19 protein-coding genes are annotated in these 17,288 nt (G+C 51.6%); 14 read left to right on the top strand and 5 right to left on the bottom strand.

Going from position 1 to position 17,288, the window contains the following annotated elements; all coding sequences use genetic code 11:
- Positions 1-22: 22 nt before the first annotated feature.
- From gluQRS to E3U32_RS16835, 13 genes are all read left to right on the top strand, one after another.
- Entirely contained in the window at positions 23-913 is an 891-nt protein-coding gene (gluQRS, locus tag E3U32_RS16895; protein WP_134349691.1) for a tRNA glutamyl-Q(34) synthetase GluQRS, read from the top strand.
- 42 nt (positions 914-955) lie between these two features.
- A complete protein-coding gene (gene pcnB, locus E3U32_RS16890) occupies positions 956-2,353 on the top strand; it encodes a polynucleotide adenylyltransferase PcnB (protein WP_072210735.1) in 1,398 nt (465 codons plus the stop codon).
- The gene (gene folK, locus E3U32_RS16885; protein WP_134349690.1) at positions 2,350-2,829 is read left to right on the top strand and encodes a 2-amino-4-hydroxy-6-hydroxymethyldihydropteridine diphosphokinase; all 480 of its coding nucleotides are present in this window, start codon (positions 2,350-2,352) and stop codon (positions 2,827-2,829) included. The genes pcnB and folK overlap by 4 nt, the downstream gene beginning before the upstream one ends.
- A gap of 123 nt (positions 2,830-2,952) precedes the next feature.
- Positions 2,953-3,744: a 3-methyl-2-oxobutanoate hydroxymethyltransferase gene (panB, locus tag E3U32_RS16880; protein WP_134349689.1), complete on the top strand. Its 792-nt coding sequence runs from the start codon at positions 2,953-2,955 to the stop codon at positions 3,742-3,744.
- An 11-nt stretch (positions 3,745-3,755) separates the two neighbouring features.
- On the top strand, positions 3,756-4,607 hold the full coding sequence (gene panC, locus E3U32_RS16875) for a pantoate--beta-alanine ligase (RefSeq protein ID WP_134349688.1): 852 nt from the start codon (positions 3,756-3,758) through the stop codon (positions 4,605-4,607).
- 31 nt (positions 4,608-4,638) lie between these two features.
- Positions 4,639-5,019 carry an aspartate 1-decarboxylase gene (gene panD / locus E3U32_RS16870; protein WP_006810068.1) on the top strand — a complete coding sequence of 127 codons (381 nt, stop codon included), beginning with the start codon at positions 4,639-4,641 and terminating at the stop codon, positions 5,017-5,019.
- A 401-nt stretch (positions 5,020-5,420) separates the two neighbouring features.
- Complete coding sequence (locus E3U32_RS16865) at positions 5,421-6,008, top strand: fimbrial protein (RefSeq protein WP_134349687.1); 588 nt, start codon at positions 5,421-5,423, stop codon at positions 6,006-6,008.
- A gap of 60 nt (positions 6,009-6,068) precedes the next feature.
- The gene (locus E3U32_RS16860; protein ID WP_134349686.1) at positions 6,069-6,806 is read left to right on the top strand and encodes a fimbrial chaperone; all 738 of its coding nucleotides are present in this window, start codon (positions 6,069-6,071) and stop codon (positions 6,804-6,806) included.
- Between the two features lie 65 nt (positions 6,807-6,871).
- Complete coding sequence (locus tag E3U32_RS16855; protein ID WP_134349685.1) at positions 6,872-9,451, top strand: outer membrane usher protein; 2,580 nt, start codon at positions 6,872-6,874, stop codon at positions 9,449-9,451.
- Between the two features lie 13 nt (positions 9,452-9,464).
- Entirely contained in the window at positions 9,465-10,043 is a 579-nt protein-coding gene (locus tag E3U32_RS16850) for a fimbrial protein (RefSeq protein WP_134349684.1), read from the top strand.
- A gap of 24 nt (positions 10,044-10,067) precedes the next feature.
- The gene (locus E3U32_RS16845) at positions 10,068-10,625 is read left to right on the top strand and encodes a fimbrial protein (protein WP_134349683.1); all 558 of its coding nucleotides are present in this window, start codon (positions 10,068-10,070) and stop codon (positions 10,623-10,625) included.
- 29 nt (positions 10,626-10,654) lie between these two features.
- The gene (locus tag E3U32_RS16840; protein ID WP_134349682.1) at positions 10,655-11,257 is read left to right on the top strand and encodes a fimbrial-like protein; all 603 of its coding nucleotides are present in this window, start codon (positions 10,655-10,657) and stop codon (positions 11,255-11,257) included.
- 34 nt (positions 11,258-11,291) lie between these two features.
- Positions 11,292-12,374 (top strand): fimbrial protein StkG, encoded by a 1,083-nt coding sequence (locus E3U32_RS16835; protein WP_134349681.1) that lies wholly within the window; start codon positions 11,292-11,294, stop codon positions 12,372-12,374.
- A 1-nt stretch (position 12,375) separates the two neighbouring features.
- Here E3U32_RS16835 and E3U32_RS16830 read toward each other — a convergent pair whose 3' ends face one another.
- From E3U32_RS16830 to E3U32_RS16815, 4 genes are all read right to left on the bottom strand, one after another.
- Positions 12,376-13,623, bottom strand: coding sequence for a polysaccharide deacetylase family protein (locus tag E3U32_RS16830; protein WP_134349680.1), 1,248 nt, complete (start codon positions 13,621-13,623; stop codon positions 12,376-12,378).
- A 62-nt stretch (positions 13,624-13,685) separates the two neighbouring features.
- Positions 13,686-14,126: a PTS sugar transporter subunit IIA gene (locus E3U32_RS16825; protein WP_134349679.1), complete on the bottom strand. Its 441-nt coding sequence runs from the start codon at positions 14,124-14,126 to the stop codon at positions 13,686-13,688.
- Between the two features lie 105 nt (positions 14,127-14,231).
- Entirely contained in the window at positions 14,232-15,002 is a 771-nt protein-coding gene (locus tag E3U32_RS16820) for an ABC transporter permease (protein ID WP_023334536.1), read from the bottom strand.
- Complete coding sequence (locus E3U32_RS16815; protein ID WP_134349678.1) at positions 14,999-15,925, bottom strand: ABC transporter ATP-binding protein; 927 nt, start codon at positions 15,923-15,925, stop codon at positions 14,999-15,001. The genes E3U32_RS16820 and E3U32_RS16815 overlap by 4 nt, the downstream gene beginning before the upstream one ends.
- A gap of 107 nt (positions 15,926-16,032) precedes the next feature.
- Between E3U32_RS16815 and can the strand changes: the two genes are divergently transcribed.
- Positions 16,033-16,695, top strand: a complete 663-nt coding sequence (can, locus tag E3U32_RS16810) for a carbonate dehydratase (protein WP_134349677.1) — start codon at positions 16,033-16,035, stop codon at positions 16,693-16,695.
- 42 nt (positions 16,696-16,737) lie between these two features.
- Here the strand turns inward: can and hpt are convergent, their stop codons facing one another.
- Positions 16,738-17,274: a hypoxanthine phosphoribosyltransferase gene (gene hpt / locus E3U32_RS16805; RefSeq protein ID WP_166790954.1), complete on the bottom strand. Its 537-nt coding sequence runs from the start codon at positions 17,272-17,274 to the stop codon at positions 16,738-16,740.
- Positions 17,275-17,288 lie beyond the last annotated feature (14 nt).

Raw genomic sequence — 17,288 nt, 5'->3', positions numbered from 1 at the left:
CTCCCGCCTTGTTACTGTTGATATGTCTGAATCACACTATATTGGGCGCTTCGCGCCATCTCCTTCCGGTGAATTACACTTCGGCTCATTAATTGCCGCGCTCGGCAGCTACCTGCAGGCTCGCGCCCGCCAGGGCAAATGGCTCGTTCGCATTGAAGATATTGACCCTCCGCGTGAAGTTCCCGGTGCAGCAGAATCCATTCTGCGTCAGCTGGAACATTACGGTCTTCACTGGGATGACGACGTTCTGTGGCAGTCAAAACGTCACGACGCTTATCGGGAACGTCTGGCCTGGCTTAGCACTCAGGGACTTTCCTATAACTGCACCTGCACCCGCGCGCGTATCCAGAGCGTGGGAGGGGTCTATGACGGTCACTGCCGCACGCTTAATCTTCCTCCGGAAAATGCCGCCGTACGTATCAAGCAGCGCTCCCCTGTGACGCGCTTTAACGATTTACTCTCCGGTGAAATCCTTGCCGATGAGCGTCTTGCACGTGAGGATTTTATTATTCACCGTCGTGACGGCCTGTTTGCCTATAACCTGGCCGTGGTGGTGGACGATCATTTTCAGGGCGTGACGGAAATCGTGCGCGGGGCGGACCTGGTTGAACCTACCGTGCGACAAATCTCCCTTTATCACCAGTTTGGCTGGACGGCACCGGATTACATTCATCTGCCGCTGGCGGTCAATGCACAGGGCTGTAAGCTGTCAAAGCAAAATCACGCCCCGGCCCTGCCAGAGGGCGATCCGCGTCCTGTTTTGATCGACGCGCTGCGATTTCTCAACCAGAATGTAACCAACGAATGGCAGGATCTGCGAATTGACGAACTGCTGAAAATGGCAACGGCTCACTGGACGCTCACAGCAGTGCCAAAAATCCAGCATTCTCAAATGCGTTGCGCTGAGCTATGATTAGCCGCTTTTTTCATAACAAAACACACTACGAGGTGTACCATTTTTACCCGAGTCGCTAATTTTTGCCGTAAAGTGCTAAGCCGCGAAGAGAGCATGGCGAACGATGCTATTGCACAGCCACACATGTCGGTTATTCCTCGTGAGCAGCACACTATTTCCCGCAAAGATATCAGTGAAAATGCCCTCAAGGTGCTCTATCGTCTGAATAAAGCGGGCTACGAGGCCTATCTCGTGGGCGGTGGGGTGCGTGATTTACTGCTGGGCAAAAAACCGAAAGATTTCGACGTGACGACCAGCGCCACGCCTGAGCAGGTGCGCAAATTATTCCGTAACTGCCGTCTTGTTGGCCGCCGTTTCCGCCTTGCTCACGTGATGTTTGGACCCGAGATTATCGAAGTGGCGACCTTCCGCGGCCACCACGAAGCGGGCGCATCCGATCGCACCACGTCGCAGCGCGGTCAGAACGGTATGCTGCTGCGCGATAATATCTTTGGCTCTATCGAAGAAGATGCCCAGCGCCGCGACTTCACCATCAACAGCCTTTATTACAGCGTGGCGGATTTCACCGTACGCGATTACGTCGGCGGCATGCAGGACCTGAAAGAAGGTCTGATCCGCCTGATTGGCACGCCGGAAACGCGTTATCGTGAAGATCCCGTGCGTATGCTGCGCGCCGTGCGTTTCGCCGCCAAGCTGAATATGCGCATCAGCCCGGAAACGGCAGAGCCGATTCCGCGTCTGGCGACGCTTATCAACGACGTGCCGCCTGCCCGCCTGTTTGAAGAGGCGCTGAAGCTGCTGCAGGCTGGCCACGGCTTTGAAACCTATAATCTGCTGCGTGAATACAACCTGTTCCAGCCGCTGTTCCCGACCATTACCCGCTACTTCACCGAAAGCGGTGACAGCCCAATGGAACGGATGATTGCGCAGGTTCTGAAAAATACCGATACCCGCATTCGCAACGACATGCGCGTGAACCCGGCGTTCCTGTTTGCGGCCATGTTCTGGTACCCGCTGCTGGAAACAGCCCAGCGAATTACCCAGGAGAGCGGGCTCGCCTATTATGATGCCTTTGCGCTGGCTGCAAACGACGTGCTCGACGAAGGATGCCGTACGCTGGCGATCCCGAAACGGATTACCACGCTGGTACGCGATATCTGGCAGCTTCAGCTGCGCATGTCCCGTCGTCAGGGCAAACGCGCCTGGAAGCTGATGGAGCATCCGAAGTTCCGCGCCGCATTCGATCTGCTGTCGCTGCGTGCTGAGATTGAAAGGAACCAGGAGCTGCAGCGTCTGACGCAGTGGTGGGCCGAATTCCAGGTTTCCGCACCGCCAGAGCAGAAAGATATGCTTACCGGGCTGGATGAAGAGCCGGAACCGCGTCGCCGTCATCGTCGTCCGCGCAAGCGCGCGCCGCGTCGTGAAGGTACGGCATGACCCTCGCGTATATCGCCATCGGCAGCAATTTAGCCTCTCCGCTGGAGCAGGTGAATGCTGCCGTTCAGGCGCTGGGTGAGATTCCGCAAAGCAAGATCGTGGCGGTCTCCTCTTTCTACCGCACGCCGCCGCTGGGTCCTCAGGATCAGCCTGATTATCTTAATGCCGCCGTGGTGCTGGAAACCGCTCTGGATGCCGAAACGCTGCTGGACAATACCCAGCGCATCGAACTGCAGCAGGGCCGCGTACGCAAAGCCGAACGCTGGGGACCGCGCACGCTGGACCTCGACATTATGCTGTTTGGTTACGAGACCACTAACACTGAACGGCTCACCGTTCCGCATTACGATATGAAAAACCGCGGGTTTATGCTCTGGCCGCTGTTTGAAGTCGCCCCCGATCTCATCTTCCCGGACGGCATTCCGCTCAGGGACATTCTGGACAACCTCCACGCGGAAAAACCCGCTCGCTGGTAAGCCAGTTCCCCTGCCCATTAGCCATAAAATAATTGTGGCTAATCGACTATCTAAAATCATTGTTCCCTCGAATGTTACTGTTAGAATGCGCAAAGATTCGCTTTTGGGCTATCAGGAAACAGTATGAAACCAACCACCATCTCCTTACTGCAGAAATGCAAACAGGAAAAAAAACGCTTCGCCACTATCACCGCGTATGACTACAGCTTTGCCAAACTCTTTGCCGAAGAGGGTATCAACGTCATGCTGGTTGGGGATTCGTTAGGGATGACGGTACAAGGACATGATTCCACCCTGCCGGTTACGGTCGAAGACATCGCCTACCATACCCGCGCAGTGCGCCGTGGCGCACCTGCCTGCCTGCTCCTTTCCGATCTACCGTTTATGGCCTATGCCACCCCAGAGCAAGCCTTTGAAAATGCTGCCGCAGTCATGCGTGCCGGGGCCAATATGGTTAAAATCGAGGGCGGAGCCTGGCTCGTTGAGACGGTAAAAATGCTCACCGAGCGCGCCGTACCGGTGTGCGGCCATTTGGGCCTGACGCCGCAATCCGTCAACATCTTTGGCGGGTATAAGGTGCAGGGCCGCGGTGACGCAGCCCAGACGCTGTTTGATGATGCCCTGGCGCTGGAAGCCGCAGGCGCGCAGCTGCTGGTGCTGGAGTGCGTTCCGGTTGAACTGGCGAAACGCATCACCGACGCGCTGTCGATTCCGGTTATCGGGATTGGTGCAGGAAACGTGACCGATGGTCAAATTCTGGTCATGCACGACGCCTTCGGTATTACCGGTGGACACATCCCTAAATTTGCCAAAAATTTCCTCACGGAAGCGGGCGACATGCGCGCCGCGGTCAGGCAGTATATTGCCGACGTTGAATCCGGTGTTTACCCGGCTGAAGAACACAGTTTCCATTAAGGAGTCTCGTTGTGCTAATCATTGAAACCCTGCCGCTGCTTCGCCAGCATATTCGTCGCGCACGACAGGAAGGTAAACGTATCGCACTGGTCCCAACCATGGGCAACCTGCATGACGGCCATATGAAACTGGTCGACGAAGCGCGTGCTCGGGCTGATATCGTGGTGGTCAGTATCTTCGTTAACCCCATGCAGTTTGACCGCGCCGATGACCTGGCACGCTATCCGCGCACCCTGCAGGAAGATTGCGAGAAGCTGAAAAAACGCCATGCGGACATCGTCTTCTCTCCGGCACCGGCTGACGTCTATCCTCAGGGTACGGAAGAGGCAACTTACGTTGACGTACCGGGCATTTCCACCATGCTCGAAGGCGCCAGCCGCCCGGGTCATTTCCGTGGCGTATCGACCATCGTCAGCAAACTGTTCAACCTGGTACAACCCGACGTTGCCTGCTTCGGTGAGAAAGATTTCCAGCAGCTGGCGCTGATCCGCAAGATGGTCGCGGATATGGGTTACGACATTGAGATCGTCGGCGTACCGATTGTACGAGCCAAAGACGGTCTGGCCCTTAGCTCCCGTAACGGCTATCTGACCGCGGAGCAGCGTAAAATCGCGCCAGGCTTAAGCAAGGTTATGAATACGATGGCGGAGCAGGTTCTGGCCAAAGAGCTGACCGCCGAAGAGATCGTCGCCCTCGCCGAACAGGCGCTGAACGATAAAGGCCTTCGCGCTGACGACGTACAAATTCGTGATGCTGATACGCTGCTGGAATTTACTGAAACCAGCAAACGTGCAGTGATCCTGGTAGCGGCATGGCTTGGCCAGGCTCGTCTGATTGATAATAAAGTGGTTGAGCTGGCGTAGTTTTCGCCCTTGATAATGAAAGGTAAACGTAATGATTCGCAAAATGCTGCAAGGTAAGCTTCACCGTGTGAAAGTCACCCAGGCCGACCTGCACTATGAAGGCTCCTGCGCCATTGATCAGGATTTCCTTGATGCCGCAGGCATCCTTGAAAACGAAGCGATTGATATCTGGAACGTAAACAATGGCAAACGTTTCTCAACCTACGCCATTGCTGCCGAGCGTGGGTCTAAAATCATCTCCGTTAACGGCGCAGCTGCCCACTGCGCGGACGTGGGTGACATTGTGATTATCGCCAGCTTTGTGATGATGTCTGACGAAGAAGCACGCCGCTGGCAGCCTAAAGTGGCCTATTTCGAAGGCGATAACGACATGAAACGTACCGCGAAAGCGATCCCGGTTCAGGTTGCCTGACTCCGGCGAGGAGCGGATTTCTCAGGATCCGCTCCTTAAATGGCGAAAAGTCCTTCATACTTTTATCGTTAATTAAATCATTCCTCATTTATTTATCCTATTCCCGCTCTCTCATCACGTCTGTTTTTTTGAAAAACACATTCCTCTAAAAAATATAATAAAGGAAATGATCTTTACCATTTATAATTTATATCGTGCCAGAATGAGATCGGATGAAATTACCCTTCCTCTTCTGCATTCTTTTAAAGAATTTTCAAGATCATTTTCAGTAACTTATCAGGATAATTATTTTTTCTAATGATGGTTTTAAGCAATTTTAAATACCCAATGTATTCAGAGATCCCTATCATCACTTTGCTTGAATTACATCAGTGAAATGTTTTTTAAATGGAATTTTAATCATGTTAAAAAAAACGTTATTAGCTTCAGTTGTAACTTTATTCGTAACAGGTTCTTTTTCAGCAATTGCAGATACAGATCTGGGTTTAATCACCTTTGATGGTGCGGTAACTGATACCACATGTAATATTTCCACCTCAAATGGTGAATCACAAAACAATATTACTATCACCCTACCGGTTGTTAAAAAGTCTGAGGTTGAATCCACCACCGTCGATACCGGCGTCGGCTCTAAGAATTTTGAACTGCTACTCACCAACTGCCCTGAGACATTAGATACTGCTTCTGCAAGCTTCATGTCTAAAAATATGGGTGCAATTGCAAACGGTACCATTGAACCTGACGCCAATGTAGCAGGCGCAGCAACGAACGTTGCACTTGCCCTGTATAACAATGCCCCAACCGTCTCTTCTCGTATTATGGTAGGCCAGCCTGACAATAATACGCAGAAAGCCGACCTGAATGCGGGTTCCGGTAAACTGTTCTACCGCGTTGCTTATGTCCCAGGCTCCAACTGGGTGAAAGGCACGAATCCTGTGCAGTCAGGTAAAGTCAGCGCCAACGCTTACTTCACCATGAGCTACGAATAATTTATCCCTGCCGTTAATGTGCCCCGCTGGGCACATTTTTCGTATTTTTTGAGATTATACATGTACGTACTGAATATTAAGAGCGGATTAAAAGCCCTGCTGCTGGCCTCGGTGAGCGTTTTTGCTCTTAACGCCAGTGCAGATATTGTGATTTCTGGCACCCGTGTCATTTATCCTGAATCGGCAAAAGACGTAACGGTGTCGATGGATAACCGTGGCACCCGGCCTTTACTGGTACAAACTTGGCTCGACGATGGAAGAGATACCACCAATCCTCAGGAGCTGAAACTTCCCTTTATTGTTACGCCCCCCGTTTCGCGTGTTGAACCGCAAAAAGGGCAAACCGTCAGAATCACCTGGCTTGGTCAGGCATTGCCAAAAGATAAAGAGTCCCTGTTCTGGTTTAACGTTCTGGAAGTTCCGCCTAAAGCAAAGGAGAGCGACAACCAAAGCATGCTTCAGCTTGCTTTCCGCACCCGTATTAAACTCTTTTTCCGTCCTACAGGGTTGAAAGGGGAACCGACAGACGCGGCCAAAAATCTTAAATGGTCTCAAACCCGGCAAGGGCAAAAAATCGTTTTAAGTGCGAAAAATGACTCGCCTTATTATGTTTCGCTGGCGAGTGCAACGCTTATTTCAGGCGTTAAACGTTACGAGGTCGAAACGCATTATATTGAACCGTTCTCGATCCAGATGATGAATGTGAAAAACTACACCCCGGCCGGAAATAGCAAAATAATCTGGCAAGCCATCAATGATTTCGGTGGAATTGATAAGTATGAGTTTATACAGAATTGATTCTGTATCAGCTTCATATCATTCGCAAGAACTATAATTGGCTTTGCTCTGGGACAGAGTTCATCATGCACTTCAGACGTTCGCTACTATGTTTATCGATAAGCGCGGTATTGCCGTTATGTGCATTTGCTGCTGAAAATAATAAAGAAGAAAACGTGCAGTTTAATGAGCAGTTTCTTTATAACACCGGCGCATCCATTGATGTCAGTCGATTTTCAAAAGGCAACCCTGTTATTGCCGGAACGTATAAAGTGAAGGTGATTATTAACGGGAAACCTTCCGTTACCACGGATCTTCTCTTTGAGGAGAATGGCACTCCGCGCGCCACGCCCTGTATCACATCTAAACTGCTCATCCAGGCAAATGTAACAACCGAACAGCTTAAACAAGCGGGGGAAGATTCTGATGACACGTGTATCTCTGTGTCGAACGCCTACCCAGGCTCGCGCGTGGCTTACGATCCTTCCACCCAGGAGTTAGATCTTTCTGTTCCACAGGCTTTCGTTATTCAGCGTCCGTCGGGGTTTGTCGATCCTTCACTTTGGGAAGATGGCATCCCGGTGGCAATGCTCTCCTGGGATCTCAACGGCTGGCATGCAGACACACCAGATTCCAGCACTGATACGGCCTATGCAGGCTTACGCTATGGGGCAAATCTGGGGCCGTGGCGACTCCGGGCACGCGGCAACCTGAACTGGGATCAGGACTCCGGTACCCATTACGCCAGCCAGGACATTTATCTTCAGCGTGATATAACCCCCCTTAAAGCGCAGTTTATCGCAGGAGACTCCTATACCCGTGGTGACGCCTTCGATTCCATCAGCCTGCGCGGGGCGCGTTTATATAACGATGATCGTATGCTTCCTAACGGGATATCTACCTATGCGCCGGTGATCCGGGGGGTAGCAAACAGCAACGCCAAAGTCACAATCGCTCAAAGTGGAAATACGATTTACGAAACGTCCGTACCGCCAGGACCATTTGAAATTACGGATCTCAGTACAACAGGTTACGGAAGCGATCTCATCGTCACTGTAGAAGAAACGGATGGTAGCAAACGTTCCTTCTCAGTCGCATATTCTTCAGTCGCGCAAATGCTTCGCCCCGGTTACTCCCGATGGGATGTCGGCGTAGGTGAACTGCGTGACGACAGCCTGCGCGACAAACCAATGGTCGGATATGCCACGGGCTATTATGGCTTAACCAATACCTTCACCGGGTATACGGGGCTGGAATACACCGATAGCGATTTCTACGCCGCATTGCTGGGTATTGCGATGAACACCAGAGTGGGCGCATTCGCCTTTGATGTCACGCATTCTGATGCCCGAATCGACGGCTTACGACATCTCACAGGCGAAAGTTATCGCATCTCCTACAGTAAACTCATGGAAGCGACGAATACCTCTTTCAACGTCGCAGCTTACCGGTTTTCAACGTCTGACTACCTCAGCCTGAACGATGCGGCCTCGTTAACCGATGAGATCAAATATCGTGACAGGGAGCGTAACCCTGAACGTAATAACCGCGATGTGTATCAGACCTTCCAGCGCATGAAAAACCAGATCCAGGTAAATATCAGCCAGCCGTTGAAAATGGGCGACCTTGATTTGGGATCGCTGTATGTCAACTCAACCTGGCAGGACTACTGGAATGAAAGTAGTTCGTCAGCGCAATACTCCGTCGGTCACAGTCATTCGTTAAGCTGGGGAAGTTATAGCCTCTCCGTGCAGCGCACCTACGACGAGTTCGGGGAAAAAGATGACAGTGTCTATCTGAACCTCACAATTCCATTCGACACGCTGATGGGCAACGGTAAGCGTGCGGGCGGATTCTCCTCACTCACGACGGGTATCGGCAGCGATTTAAAAGGTGGTGGGAGTTTTAACGCCAGCGCCAACGGCAGCACTGAAGATAATCGCTTCAGTTATAGCATTACCGAAAGCACCACGCGTAACGACGATACATTAAACCAGCTCAGCGGTTATGGCAGTTACAACGGCCCGCATGGACCACTGAGCCTTTCCGTCTCAGCATCAGATGACGATTCGCGACAATATTCTGCCAGCTATAGTGGCGGGATGGTTCTGCACTCTGGTGGCGTAACACTTGCACCAGGCAGCATCAGCGAAAGCGATACGCTTGCGTTGATTAAAGCAGAGGGGGCAGAAGGCGCCCGCGTCTCTATTGGTAACGGTGAAATCGGTGCTTCAGGCTATGCCCTTATGCCTTATCTGTCTGCCTACCGTGAAAATAGCGTAGGTCTTGATATCAGTGATATGCGTTCTGACGTCGAAGTGAAAAATACCCGTACCACCACGGTGCCCCGTAGCGGTGCCGTTGTGCTGGTTAACTTTGAGACCGATCAAGGGCGTTCCGTGTTAATGGAACTGGCACGTGACGATAACGGGTTTATTCCGCTGGGTGCAGATGTTCAAACCGAGAAAGGCGTATCCGTGGGTAGCGTCGGCCAGGCTGGACAAGCCTGGATCCGCGGAATTGAAGATAAAGGAATGCTAAACATTATCTGGGGAAGTGGGCCTGGCACATCCTGCACCGTCTCCTACCAGATCACACCTGATGCGAAAAAGATTGGGCCGACAACACTATTGACAGGTCAGACCTGCCGCATCACAGCATTATAAAAGGAGTTAAAACATGCTTATTGAAGCTGGGAAAAAAACAGGATTACTTATTTTAAGTTCAGGGCTGATGGCGCTGTCCCTGGGCACATACGCTGATAACCTCGATATTACCTTTACCGCTAATATTCGTGACACTACCTGCGATATGAAAATTGAAGGCGGCACCGGCGATGGCACCAGCAATGTTATCCCCATCGGCGCTAACGGTAAGGTACGCCTGGATTACATCATTTTGAAAAATGCGAAAGCGACGACCAGTTTTAAGCTCAAAATGGTCTCTTGCCCTTCCAGCCTCGCGGCGCTGAAAACGACCATTAGCGGCAACGCCAGTCCTGTAGTGACGGCCATTGAGAACTCACTCTCTGGTGAGGGCAGCGCGGAGCATATTGGCGTCGCGATTTCCCGCACTGCCACCCCGGATGCCCCATTTACCATCAACTCCACAACCGATAGTCAGCGTCTCACCTGGTCGAGCGGAGAGATAAGTTCTGGAGAAGTTTCGCTCCTGGCGACGCTGGTTGAAACCGCAAGCGGGCAAGGCACGACCGGCAACTTTAGCGGTATCGCTACGTTTAATTTCACCTATGAATAACTGGCAGTAATACGGAGCGTTGATATGAAAATGAAAATGACATTACTGGTGCTTGCGATAACTGCCACCCTGCCTTCCGTTGCGTTAAGCGCCATTACGGGTACGACGAGCGTTCAGGCAACCTTTACCTCCGCCATTGAAGCGGGAACCTGTAACGCGGAAATTCAGAATGCCGGCGGAGCCCCGATTAGCATTCTGCCGTTTGGCGATGTGTTTAAGTCTGACCTGGTTAGCCAGAGCCGGGAAGAAGCGTTCAAAATTGCCTTCACCAACTGTGCCGGGGTAAAAAATGCCACCATCCAGGCCACGCCGGGTGCTGGCGGTTCGTGTACCGGAAATGCCAAAAATGGTACTTCGTATGCAGCCGGGCATAACGTAGGTTTTGAAATCTGGAAAGGTTCTGTCGACTCAGGTTCCATTATGAACTGCGGCACCGCCCCCAGTTCTGTCCTTAATCTGTCTAACGGGGCGGGCGATTTTGAAATGGATGCGCGAATCGTCATCGCCAAAGATAAAACCATTTCTGACGTGACCACGGGTTCGGTCAGTGCGCCAGTGACGTTTATCGTGACCTATCAATAATGTTTCTTCAGACAGGTAGCTTATACAGGATGTTCAAGTCCCGCGTAATCATTAAAAATATGATGTCCTGGCTCGCCCTTTGTCTAGGTTTTCCAGCAGCAGGTTTTGCCTCAAGCCTGGAAATGGATATGACGGCAAACATTATTAATAATACATGCCAAGTCAGTATTCCGAATGATGGGAAAGTCAACTTACCGATCGTGGGCAGCAGTTGGTTTTATAACTCAGATGGTAGCCCACGATTACAACCCGGAGACGCAGCCGGAGGAACACGATTTGTAGTACAAGTGAAAAGCTGTGCGGAAAGTGAGTCTGGACTGGCAAAAACCCTGCATTTTGAATTTAAACCACAAAGTGGAAAATTTGCCGGCAGTAGTCAGCAAGTGTTTGCCAATGACATTCCCGCCTCAGCAGGCGGGGCAGAAAATGTCGGCATTGTTATTTTCTCAGAAAAACACAATACCAATGTGGTAAATACAACGGGAACGTCAGATGTTATTTTTGATATATCTGACCAAAACAGCAATGAATATTTAACAAATTATAATTTCTATGCCCGTTATCAAAGCACAGGAAACATTAGTGTGGGTAAGGTTACCACAAGCGCGCTAATCAGCGTTATTTATAATTAATATTGAATCAACTGTCGGGTATAAGGAATTATCAATGTTTTATACAGCAGGGTCCAGGCAAAAACAATTTTTCACAAAAGGTGCAGGCCTTGCTTTGTCACTTCTTGCAATAAGTTTTTCCGCATCAGCGGATTTATATGAATGTAAATTTAATGCATTTTCTGTTCAGCCTATATCAGATGTCAGCGGTGTGAAACCGACACTCGTTCCTCTGGATAACGTCAGCGTACCGACAAAGATAAGTAGTCTTATTGATTTGCAGGTCAGTCCGGGTCTGTTCTCCTGGTGTACAACAGGTAATGACGGAGAACGCGTCTATCAGAAAACGGACAGCTCACTGGTCGTCGGTAGCGTGGACGGAAAAGCACTCTTTAAAACTAACGTCACGGGGATTGCCTACACGCTGGCCATGTACCCCAACAGCAATGCCTTTAATGCCTTTTTCCCGGCGAAGACAGGGAGTTATGAAGAAACGGCCAATCAGGCAGATAACTCAGACGTGGTGAAAACAAAATGGTGGTATGCCCGCATGGAGTTTTATCAATTACCTTCCTATGCTGGCATACCCGAAAGCGTCACAATGATTGGCCCGGTAGCTGGAAATATTGGCAATATTGTATTGGGTGACCCCTATACTTCAGATGAAAGCGACCACCCGCGTCCGTTAATTACGGTACCCAATATGGGCTTCAATGTTCCTGTTGCAAAACCAACCTGCACCCTTACGGCCCCCAAAACCGTGGATTTGGGGGATTATGGTGTATCCGATCTCGAAAACGATAACACGCAAAACGTATTTGTACAGGTGTCCGGGAATTGTACCAACACACGTAAAATCACCATGAAGTTGACCACCAGTAAGACAACCGGGACTGATAGCACATTACTCGCCAACACTGCGTCCTCGAATGCGGCAAAAGGCGTGGGCGTGTTACTGAAGTGGCCAGACAACAGCCAGGTGGTACCTAACTCAACGAACAGCTATAGCGCGAGCGAGAACACCACTATTTTGTTATTCAGCCGGTTACTTACGGCGCAGCTGGTTAAGTCTGACACAGAAAAAGTCACCTCTGGCACATTCAGCGCCATCGGTACCCTGCAGTTTACCTACGAGTAATTTACCCCTGCGGCTGGTTGCTGATCAGCCGCGACATCGTCTCCAGCGAATCCGTTCTTAAGATATACAGACGTTTCAGTAAGAACGGATTATCCCCCGGCTTGACCTTCCCTTTTACCGTTGTCACCGCCAGGTGGAAACCGGCATCGTTTGCTGCTTTTATTGCTTTGTTGTCGTAGCCGCCAAAGGGATAAGAGAGATACAGCACGCGCGGATTAAACTGTGCCAGCGCCCGGCGAGAACGCTCAAAATCGAAGAGGATCACGTGGTAGCTGCGGCTCAGTAAAATCGGATGTTTGTTGCCATCAACGCGGTGCAGGAAGTGCGTGTGGGACTGAATATCAAAAACGCTCTGAATGCTCTTCAGCTCCTGGACACTCATAAACTGCAGCGATTTTGGGTCCCACTTCTGCGGATGTCCCTTAATACGGGATGAAATGATAAACGCGGTGGCGTTAAAGCCGTACTCTTTCAGGATCGGAAAAGCATAGCGGCTTACCGATTTGAGCCCGTCATCAAAGGTAATCACTACCGATTTGGCAGGCAAATTCAGTTTGTTACGCACATACCCTTCCAACTGATACATCGTCAGGGTGGTATACCCCTGATCGCGCAGCCAGGCCATCTGGTTATTGAACGCACGCACGCTGGTCGTGGTGGAGGTATGTCGAAAACGGGTGTTCTCTTCATCACGCAGAATATGATGGTAGGTCAGAATCGGGATCCCGTTATCTTCTTGTGCATCCAGGCTACTCACCCACGCCAGGCGGTTGCCGATGCGGATCTGGAACCAGGTCTGATTCAGACGGTCTTTAAGTTTGTTCAGGATCGGATAGCGAAGATTCGCGCTTAATGTGCCGAACGGTGCACTCCCGCTGGAAGGCGCGTTATACACCGGCGTGTCTTTCCAGGTAATGAGGTTCTGATTGCTCAAGGGCTTATTGAGATCCCCAAGGCTGTCCTCGACGCGCTGTTTCCCCTGAACCGCCTCAAGGTGCTCCTTGTCGATAAATCCCGTACCAAAACCGAAGCGAAACTCGTAGTAGTCCGCCGCCGCGGGCACAACGGCCAGGATCTGCCCGGCGCGCACATTGCCAACGTTGATAACACTGTTTCCCACCTGCGCCCAGATGGCCGCATCTTCGGTGGTTTGCATATACTGGGCAGGCAGCGTTTGCTGGCTGAGTAAACTGGCCGAGCTGACGCCGGAAATGAGCATCAAAAGCAAGAAAAGAATACGCGGTAACATGGTGTCTTAATCGGTGCGGGAAACTGCCACTATTGTAACAAATGAGACATCAATACCAATGTTTAATTCTTATACAAGTCATGGAGCAGGACGAAGGGAGGATTTTTCTGCTGCTGATGCCACAAGCTGCTGACGCCCGGAACGCCCTGCGCCACGATGGCATGGCGAAACTCCGCGCTGCTTAATAATTCACGCTGTGGATACATTAACGCCAGCAGGGCGAAGTTGATGCCCGAGATCACTTCACAGCACGCATGCTTGTGGCTCAGCAACGCGGCTGAGCGGTAAGGTGGCGCGCCCGATTTATCGGTAAGAAAAATAACGCCATCACCCGTGTCAGTTTCATGCAGGGCATCGCACATCATTCGGCTCAGCATGTTGGTGCTCAACCCGCGCCAGTAATTTACCGCCCGGCATTGCACCAGCGGGCCAAATCTGGCTTCAAGCTTGTCCAGCATATCCTGCGCGTGTTCATCGTGGCAGGTGATAACCCATCCCAGCATAACTCTCTCCTTAGCAGGCAAGTAGTTTAGCGGAGTGAAGGTTAGCTTTCGGTGATAACTGTCAAAGAAAAGTGCCCGGCAAACAGAATGTCGCCGGGCAGAAGGTTAGCTGCGCAGACCGCGCCCGCGCTGGATCAGATACCAGCACAGCAGGTAGAAAGCGATGATGAACACCACCAGCACCGCCACCGTGGTAAACAGCGGCACATCGGTAATCCCGAGGAAGCCAAAGCGGAAACCGCTGATCATGTAGACAATCGGGTTCAGGTGCGACAGCGCCTGCCAGAACGGCGGCAGCAGCGTCAGGGAGTAGAACACTCCGCCGAGATAGGTCAGCGGCGTCAGTACGAAGGTCGGGATGAGGCTAATATCGTCAAACGTTTTGGCGAACACGGCGTTAAGCAGACCGGCCAGTGAGAACAGAATTGCCGTCAGGAGCAGCGTCAGCGCGACAAACAGCCACGAATGCACCTGGAACGGGACAAAGAACAGCGAAATCGCCGTGACCAGGATCCCCACGCACAGCCCGCGCGCCACGCCGCCGCCAACATAGCCAGCAATAATGACGTGCGTCGGTACAGGCGCGACCAGCAGCTCTTCAATATTGCGCTGGAACTTGGCGCTAAAGAATGACGACGCCACGTTGGCATAGGCGTTGGTGATCACCGCCATCATGATCAGGCCCGGCACGATAAACTGCATATAGGTAAAGCCGTGCATTTCACCAATCCGGGAACCAATCAGGTTACCGAAGATGATGAAGTAGAGCGTCATCGTGATAACCGGCGGCACCAGGGTTTGCACCCAGATACGCATAAAACGGTTAATCTCTTTTGCCCAGATACTTTTCAGCGCGACCCAGTAAAGATGCGTCATGCCTTGTCTCCTTGTTTATCCTGCACCAGAGAGACAAACAGCTCTTCCAGTCGGTTCGCTTTGTTACGCATACTTAAGACCTGAATACCCTGCGCGCTCAGCTGCGAGAACACGCTGTTAATCCCCTGCTCGCGCAGCACTTCCACTTCAAGCGTCGAGGTATCAACGAGACGATACTGATACCCTTCGAGCTTCGGTAGCGGGCTTTTTGCCGCCAGATCGAGAATGAAGGTTTCTGATTTCAGCTTGGAGAGCAGATTCTTCATTGAGGTGTTTTCCACCAGCTCGCCGTGCTGAATGATGCCGATGTTGCGGCACAGCATTTCAGCCTCTTCAAGATAGTGAGTGGTCAGAATAATGGTGGTGCCTTTGTCGTTGAGGTCTTTGAGGAAGCCCCACATGGAACGACGCAGTTCAATATCCACGCCCGCAGTCGGCTCATCGAGGATCAGCAGTTTTGGCTCGTGCATCAGCGCACGGGCAATCATCAGGCGGCGCTTCATCCCACCGGACAACATGCGCGCACGCTCGTTGCGTTTTTCCCACAGATCGAGCTGTTTTAGGTACTTTTCGCTCCGCTCCAGGGCCTCTTTACGCTCAACGCCGTAATAACCCGCCTGGTTAACGACAATTTGCTGCACCGTCTCGAACGGGTTGAAGTTGAACTCCTGCGGTACCAGCCCCAGCTGGCGCTTGGCGTTCACCACATCTTTTTGCAGGTCGTACCCAAAAACGCTCACCCTGCCGGACGTTTTATTGACCAGCGAGCTGATAATACCAATAGTGGTCGATTTCCCCGCCCCGTTCGGCCCCAGAAGCGCATAAAAATCGCCGGACTCTACTTTAAGATCTATCCCGCGTAGCGCCTGAACGCCACCCGAATAGGTTTTTTTAAGCTGCTCAAGCTCCAGTGCAATTGCCATGAAATTCACTTACCTTCAGTTCTTACACGCGTTGTGTGGTTTCATTAAAAGTCGGGTTACCCTATAGTAGCGCAACGCAATTACTCGGTTACAGGTCGCTAACCTCCATGAACAACATAGATACACTCATCAGCAACAATGCACTATGGTCAAAAATGCTGGTGGAGGAAGACCCCGGATTTTTTGGAAAACTCTCGCAGGCTCAGAACCCACGCTTTCTCTGGATTGGATGTTCCGACAGCCGCGTACCGGCAGAGCGTCTGACCGGCCTCGAGCCCGGCGAACTGTTTGTTCACCGTAATGTCGCCAACCTGGTAATTCACACCGATCTTAACTGTCTTTCAGTTGTTCAGTATGCCGTTGACGTTCTGGAAGTCGAGCACATCATTATTTGCGGCCATTATGGCTGCGGCGGCGTGCAGGCAGCGGTCGAAAATACGGAGCTGGGATTAATCGATAACTGGCTGCTGCACATCCGCGATATCTGGTTCAAACATAGCTCACTGTTGGGCGAAATGCCGCAGGAGCGTCGCATGGATACCCTTTGCGAACTCAACGTGATGGAGCAGGTGTATAACCTGGGCCACTCAACGATCATGCAGTCAGCGTGGAAGCGCGGGCAGAAGGTCACCATCCACGGCTGGGCGTACGGTATTCACGATGGTCTGCTGCGCAATCTGGAAGTCACCGCCACCAACCGCGAAACGCTGGAGCAGCGTTACCGTTCAGGGATTGCTAACCTCAAGCTTAAGCACGTGAACCATAAATAAACAAAGCCGGGTGGCGGCTGCGCCTTACCCGGCCTACATGTGCTACTCGTCCAGCAATACCACTTTCCCAACATACGGCAGATGACGATAACGCTGCGCGTAGTCAATGCCGTAACCGACGACGAATTCGTCCGGAATGGAGAAGCCCACGAACTCAACCGGCACCTGCACTTCACGGCGGGTCGGCTTATCCAGCAGGGTGCAGATAGCCAGAGATTTTGGCTCACGCAGGCTCAGGATCTCGCGCACTTTTGAGAGCGTGTTGCCGGAGTCGATAATATCCTCAACGATCAACACATCTTTGCCACGAATATCTTCATCCAGATCTTTCAGGATTTTCACATCACGGGTTGTGGACATGCCGCTGCCGTAGCTGGAGGCGGTCATAAAATCGACCTCATGTGACACATGCACTTCACGGCACAGGTCTGCCATGAACATGAAAGAGCCACGCAACAGACCAACCAGCACCATTTCGCTGCCGCTGTCCTTGTAATGTTCGGTGATTTGACGACCCAGTTCGGCGATACGCGCTTTGATCTCGGCTTCCGGGATCATCACTTCAACAGTATGTTTCATATTACTAACCATAT

The sequence above is a fragment of the Lelliottia nimipressuralis genome (assembly GCF_004402045.1).
Lineage (GTDB): Bacteria > Pseudomonadota > Gammaproteobacteria > Enterobacterales > Enterobacteriaceae > Enterobacter > Enterobacter chinensis.
The sequence above is the reverse complement of the archived record's forward strand: the minus strand, read 5'-3'. Positions and strand labels throughout refer to the sequence as shown.

Bases quoted from the DNA above. Each gene is read 5' to 3' on its own strand.
- E3U32_RS16835 (WP_134349681.1), top strand. From the start codon at position 11,292: ATGTTTTATACAGCAGGGTCCAGGCAAAAACAATTTTTCACAAAAGGT.
- gluQRS (WP_134349691.1), top strand. From the start codon at position 23: ATGTCTGAATCACACTATATTGGGCGCTTCGCGCCATCTCCTTCCGGT.
- panD (WP_006810068.1), top strand. From the start codon at position 4,639: ATGATTCGCAAAATGCTGCAAGGTAAGCTTCACCGTGTGAAAGTCACC.
- E3U32_RS16845 (WP_134349683.1), top strand. From the start codon at position 10,068: ATGAAAATGAAAATGACATTACTGGTGCTTGCGATAACTGCCACCCTG.
- E3U32_RS16855 (WP_134349685.1), top strand. From the start codon at position 6,872: ATGCACTTCAGACGTTCGCTACTATGTTTATCGATAAGCGCGGTATTG.
- panB (WP_134349689.1), top strand. From the start codon at position 2,953: ATGAAACCAACCACCATCTCCTTACTGCAGAAATGCAAACAGGAAAAA.
- can (WP_134349677.1), top strand. From the start codon at position 16,033: ATGAACAACATAGATACACTCATCAGCAACAATGCACTATGGTCAAAA.
- E3U32_RS16865 (WP_134349687.1), top strand. From the start codon at position 5,421: ATGTTAAAAAAAACGTTATTAGCTTCAGTTGTAACTTTATTCGTAACA.
- E3U32_RS16860 (WP_134349686.1), top strand. From the start codon at position 6,069: ATGTACGTACTGAATATTAAGAGCGGATTAAAAGCCCTGCTGCTGGCC.
- E3U32_RS16840 (WP_134349682.1), top strand. From the start codon at position 10,655: ATGTTCAAGTCCCGCGTAATCATTAAAAATATGATGTCCTGGCTCGCC.
- E3U32_RS16820 (WP_023334536.1), bottom strand. From the start codon at position 15,002: ATGACGCATCTTTACTGGGTCGCGCTGAAAAGTATCTGGGCAAAAGAG.
- E3U32_RS16850 (WP_134349684.1), top strand. From the start codon at position 9,465: ATGCTTATTGAAGCTGGGAAAAAAACAGGATTACTTATTTTAAGTTCA.
- E3U32_RS16830 (WP_134349680.1), bottom strand. From the start codon at position 13,623: ATGTTACCGCGTATTCTTTTCTTGCTTTTGATGCTCATTTCCGGCGTC.
- hpt (WP_166790954.1), bottom strand. From the start codon at position 17,274: ATGAAACATACTGTTGAAGTGATGATCCCGGAAGCCGAGATCAAAGCG.
- E3U32_RS16815 (WP_134349678.1), bottom strand. From the start codon at position 15,925: ATGGCAATTGCACTGGAGCTTGAGCAGCTTAAAAAAACCTATTCGGGT.
- E3U32_RS16825 (WP_134349679.1), bottom strand. From the start codon at position 14,126: ATGCTGGGATGGGTTATCACCTGCCACGATGAACACGCGCAGGATATG.
- folK (WP_134349690.1), top strand. From the start codon at position 2,350: ATGACCCTCGCGTATATCGCCATCGGCAGCAATTTAGCCTCTCCGCTG.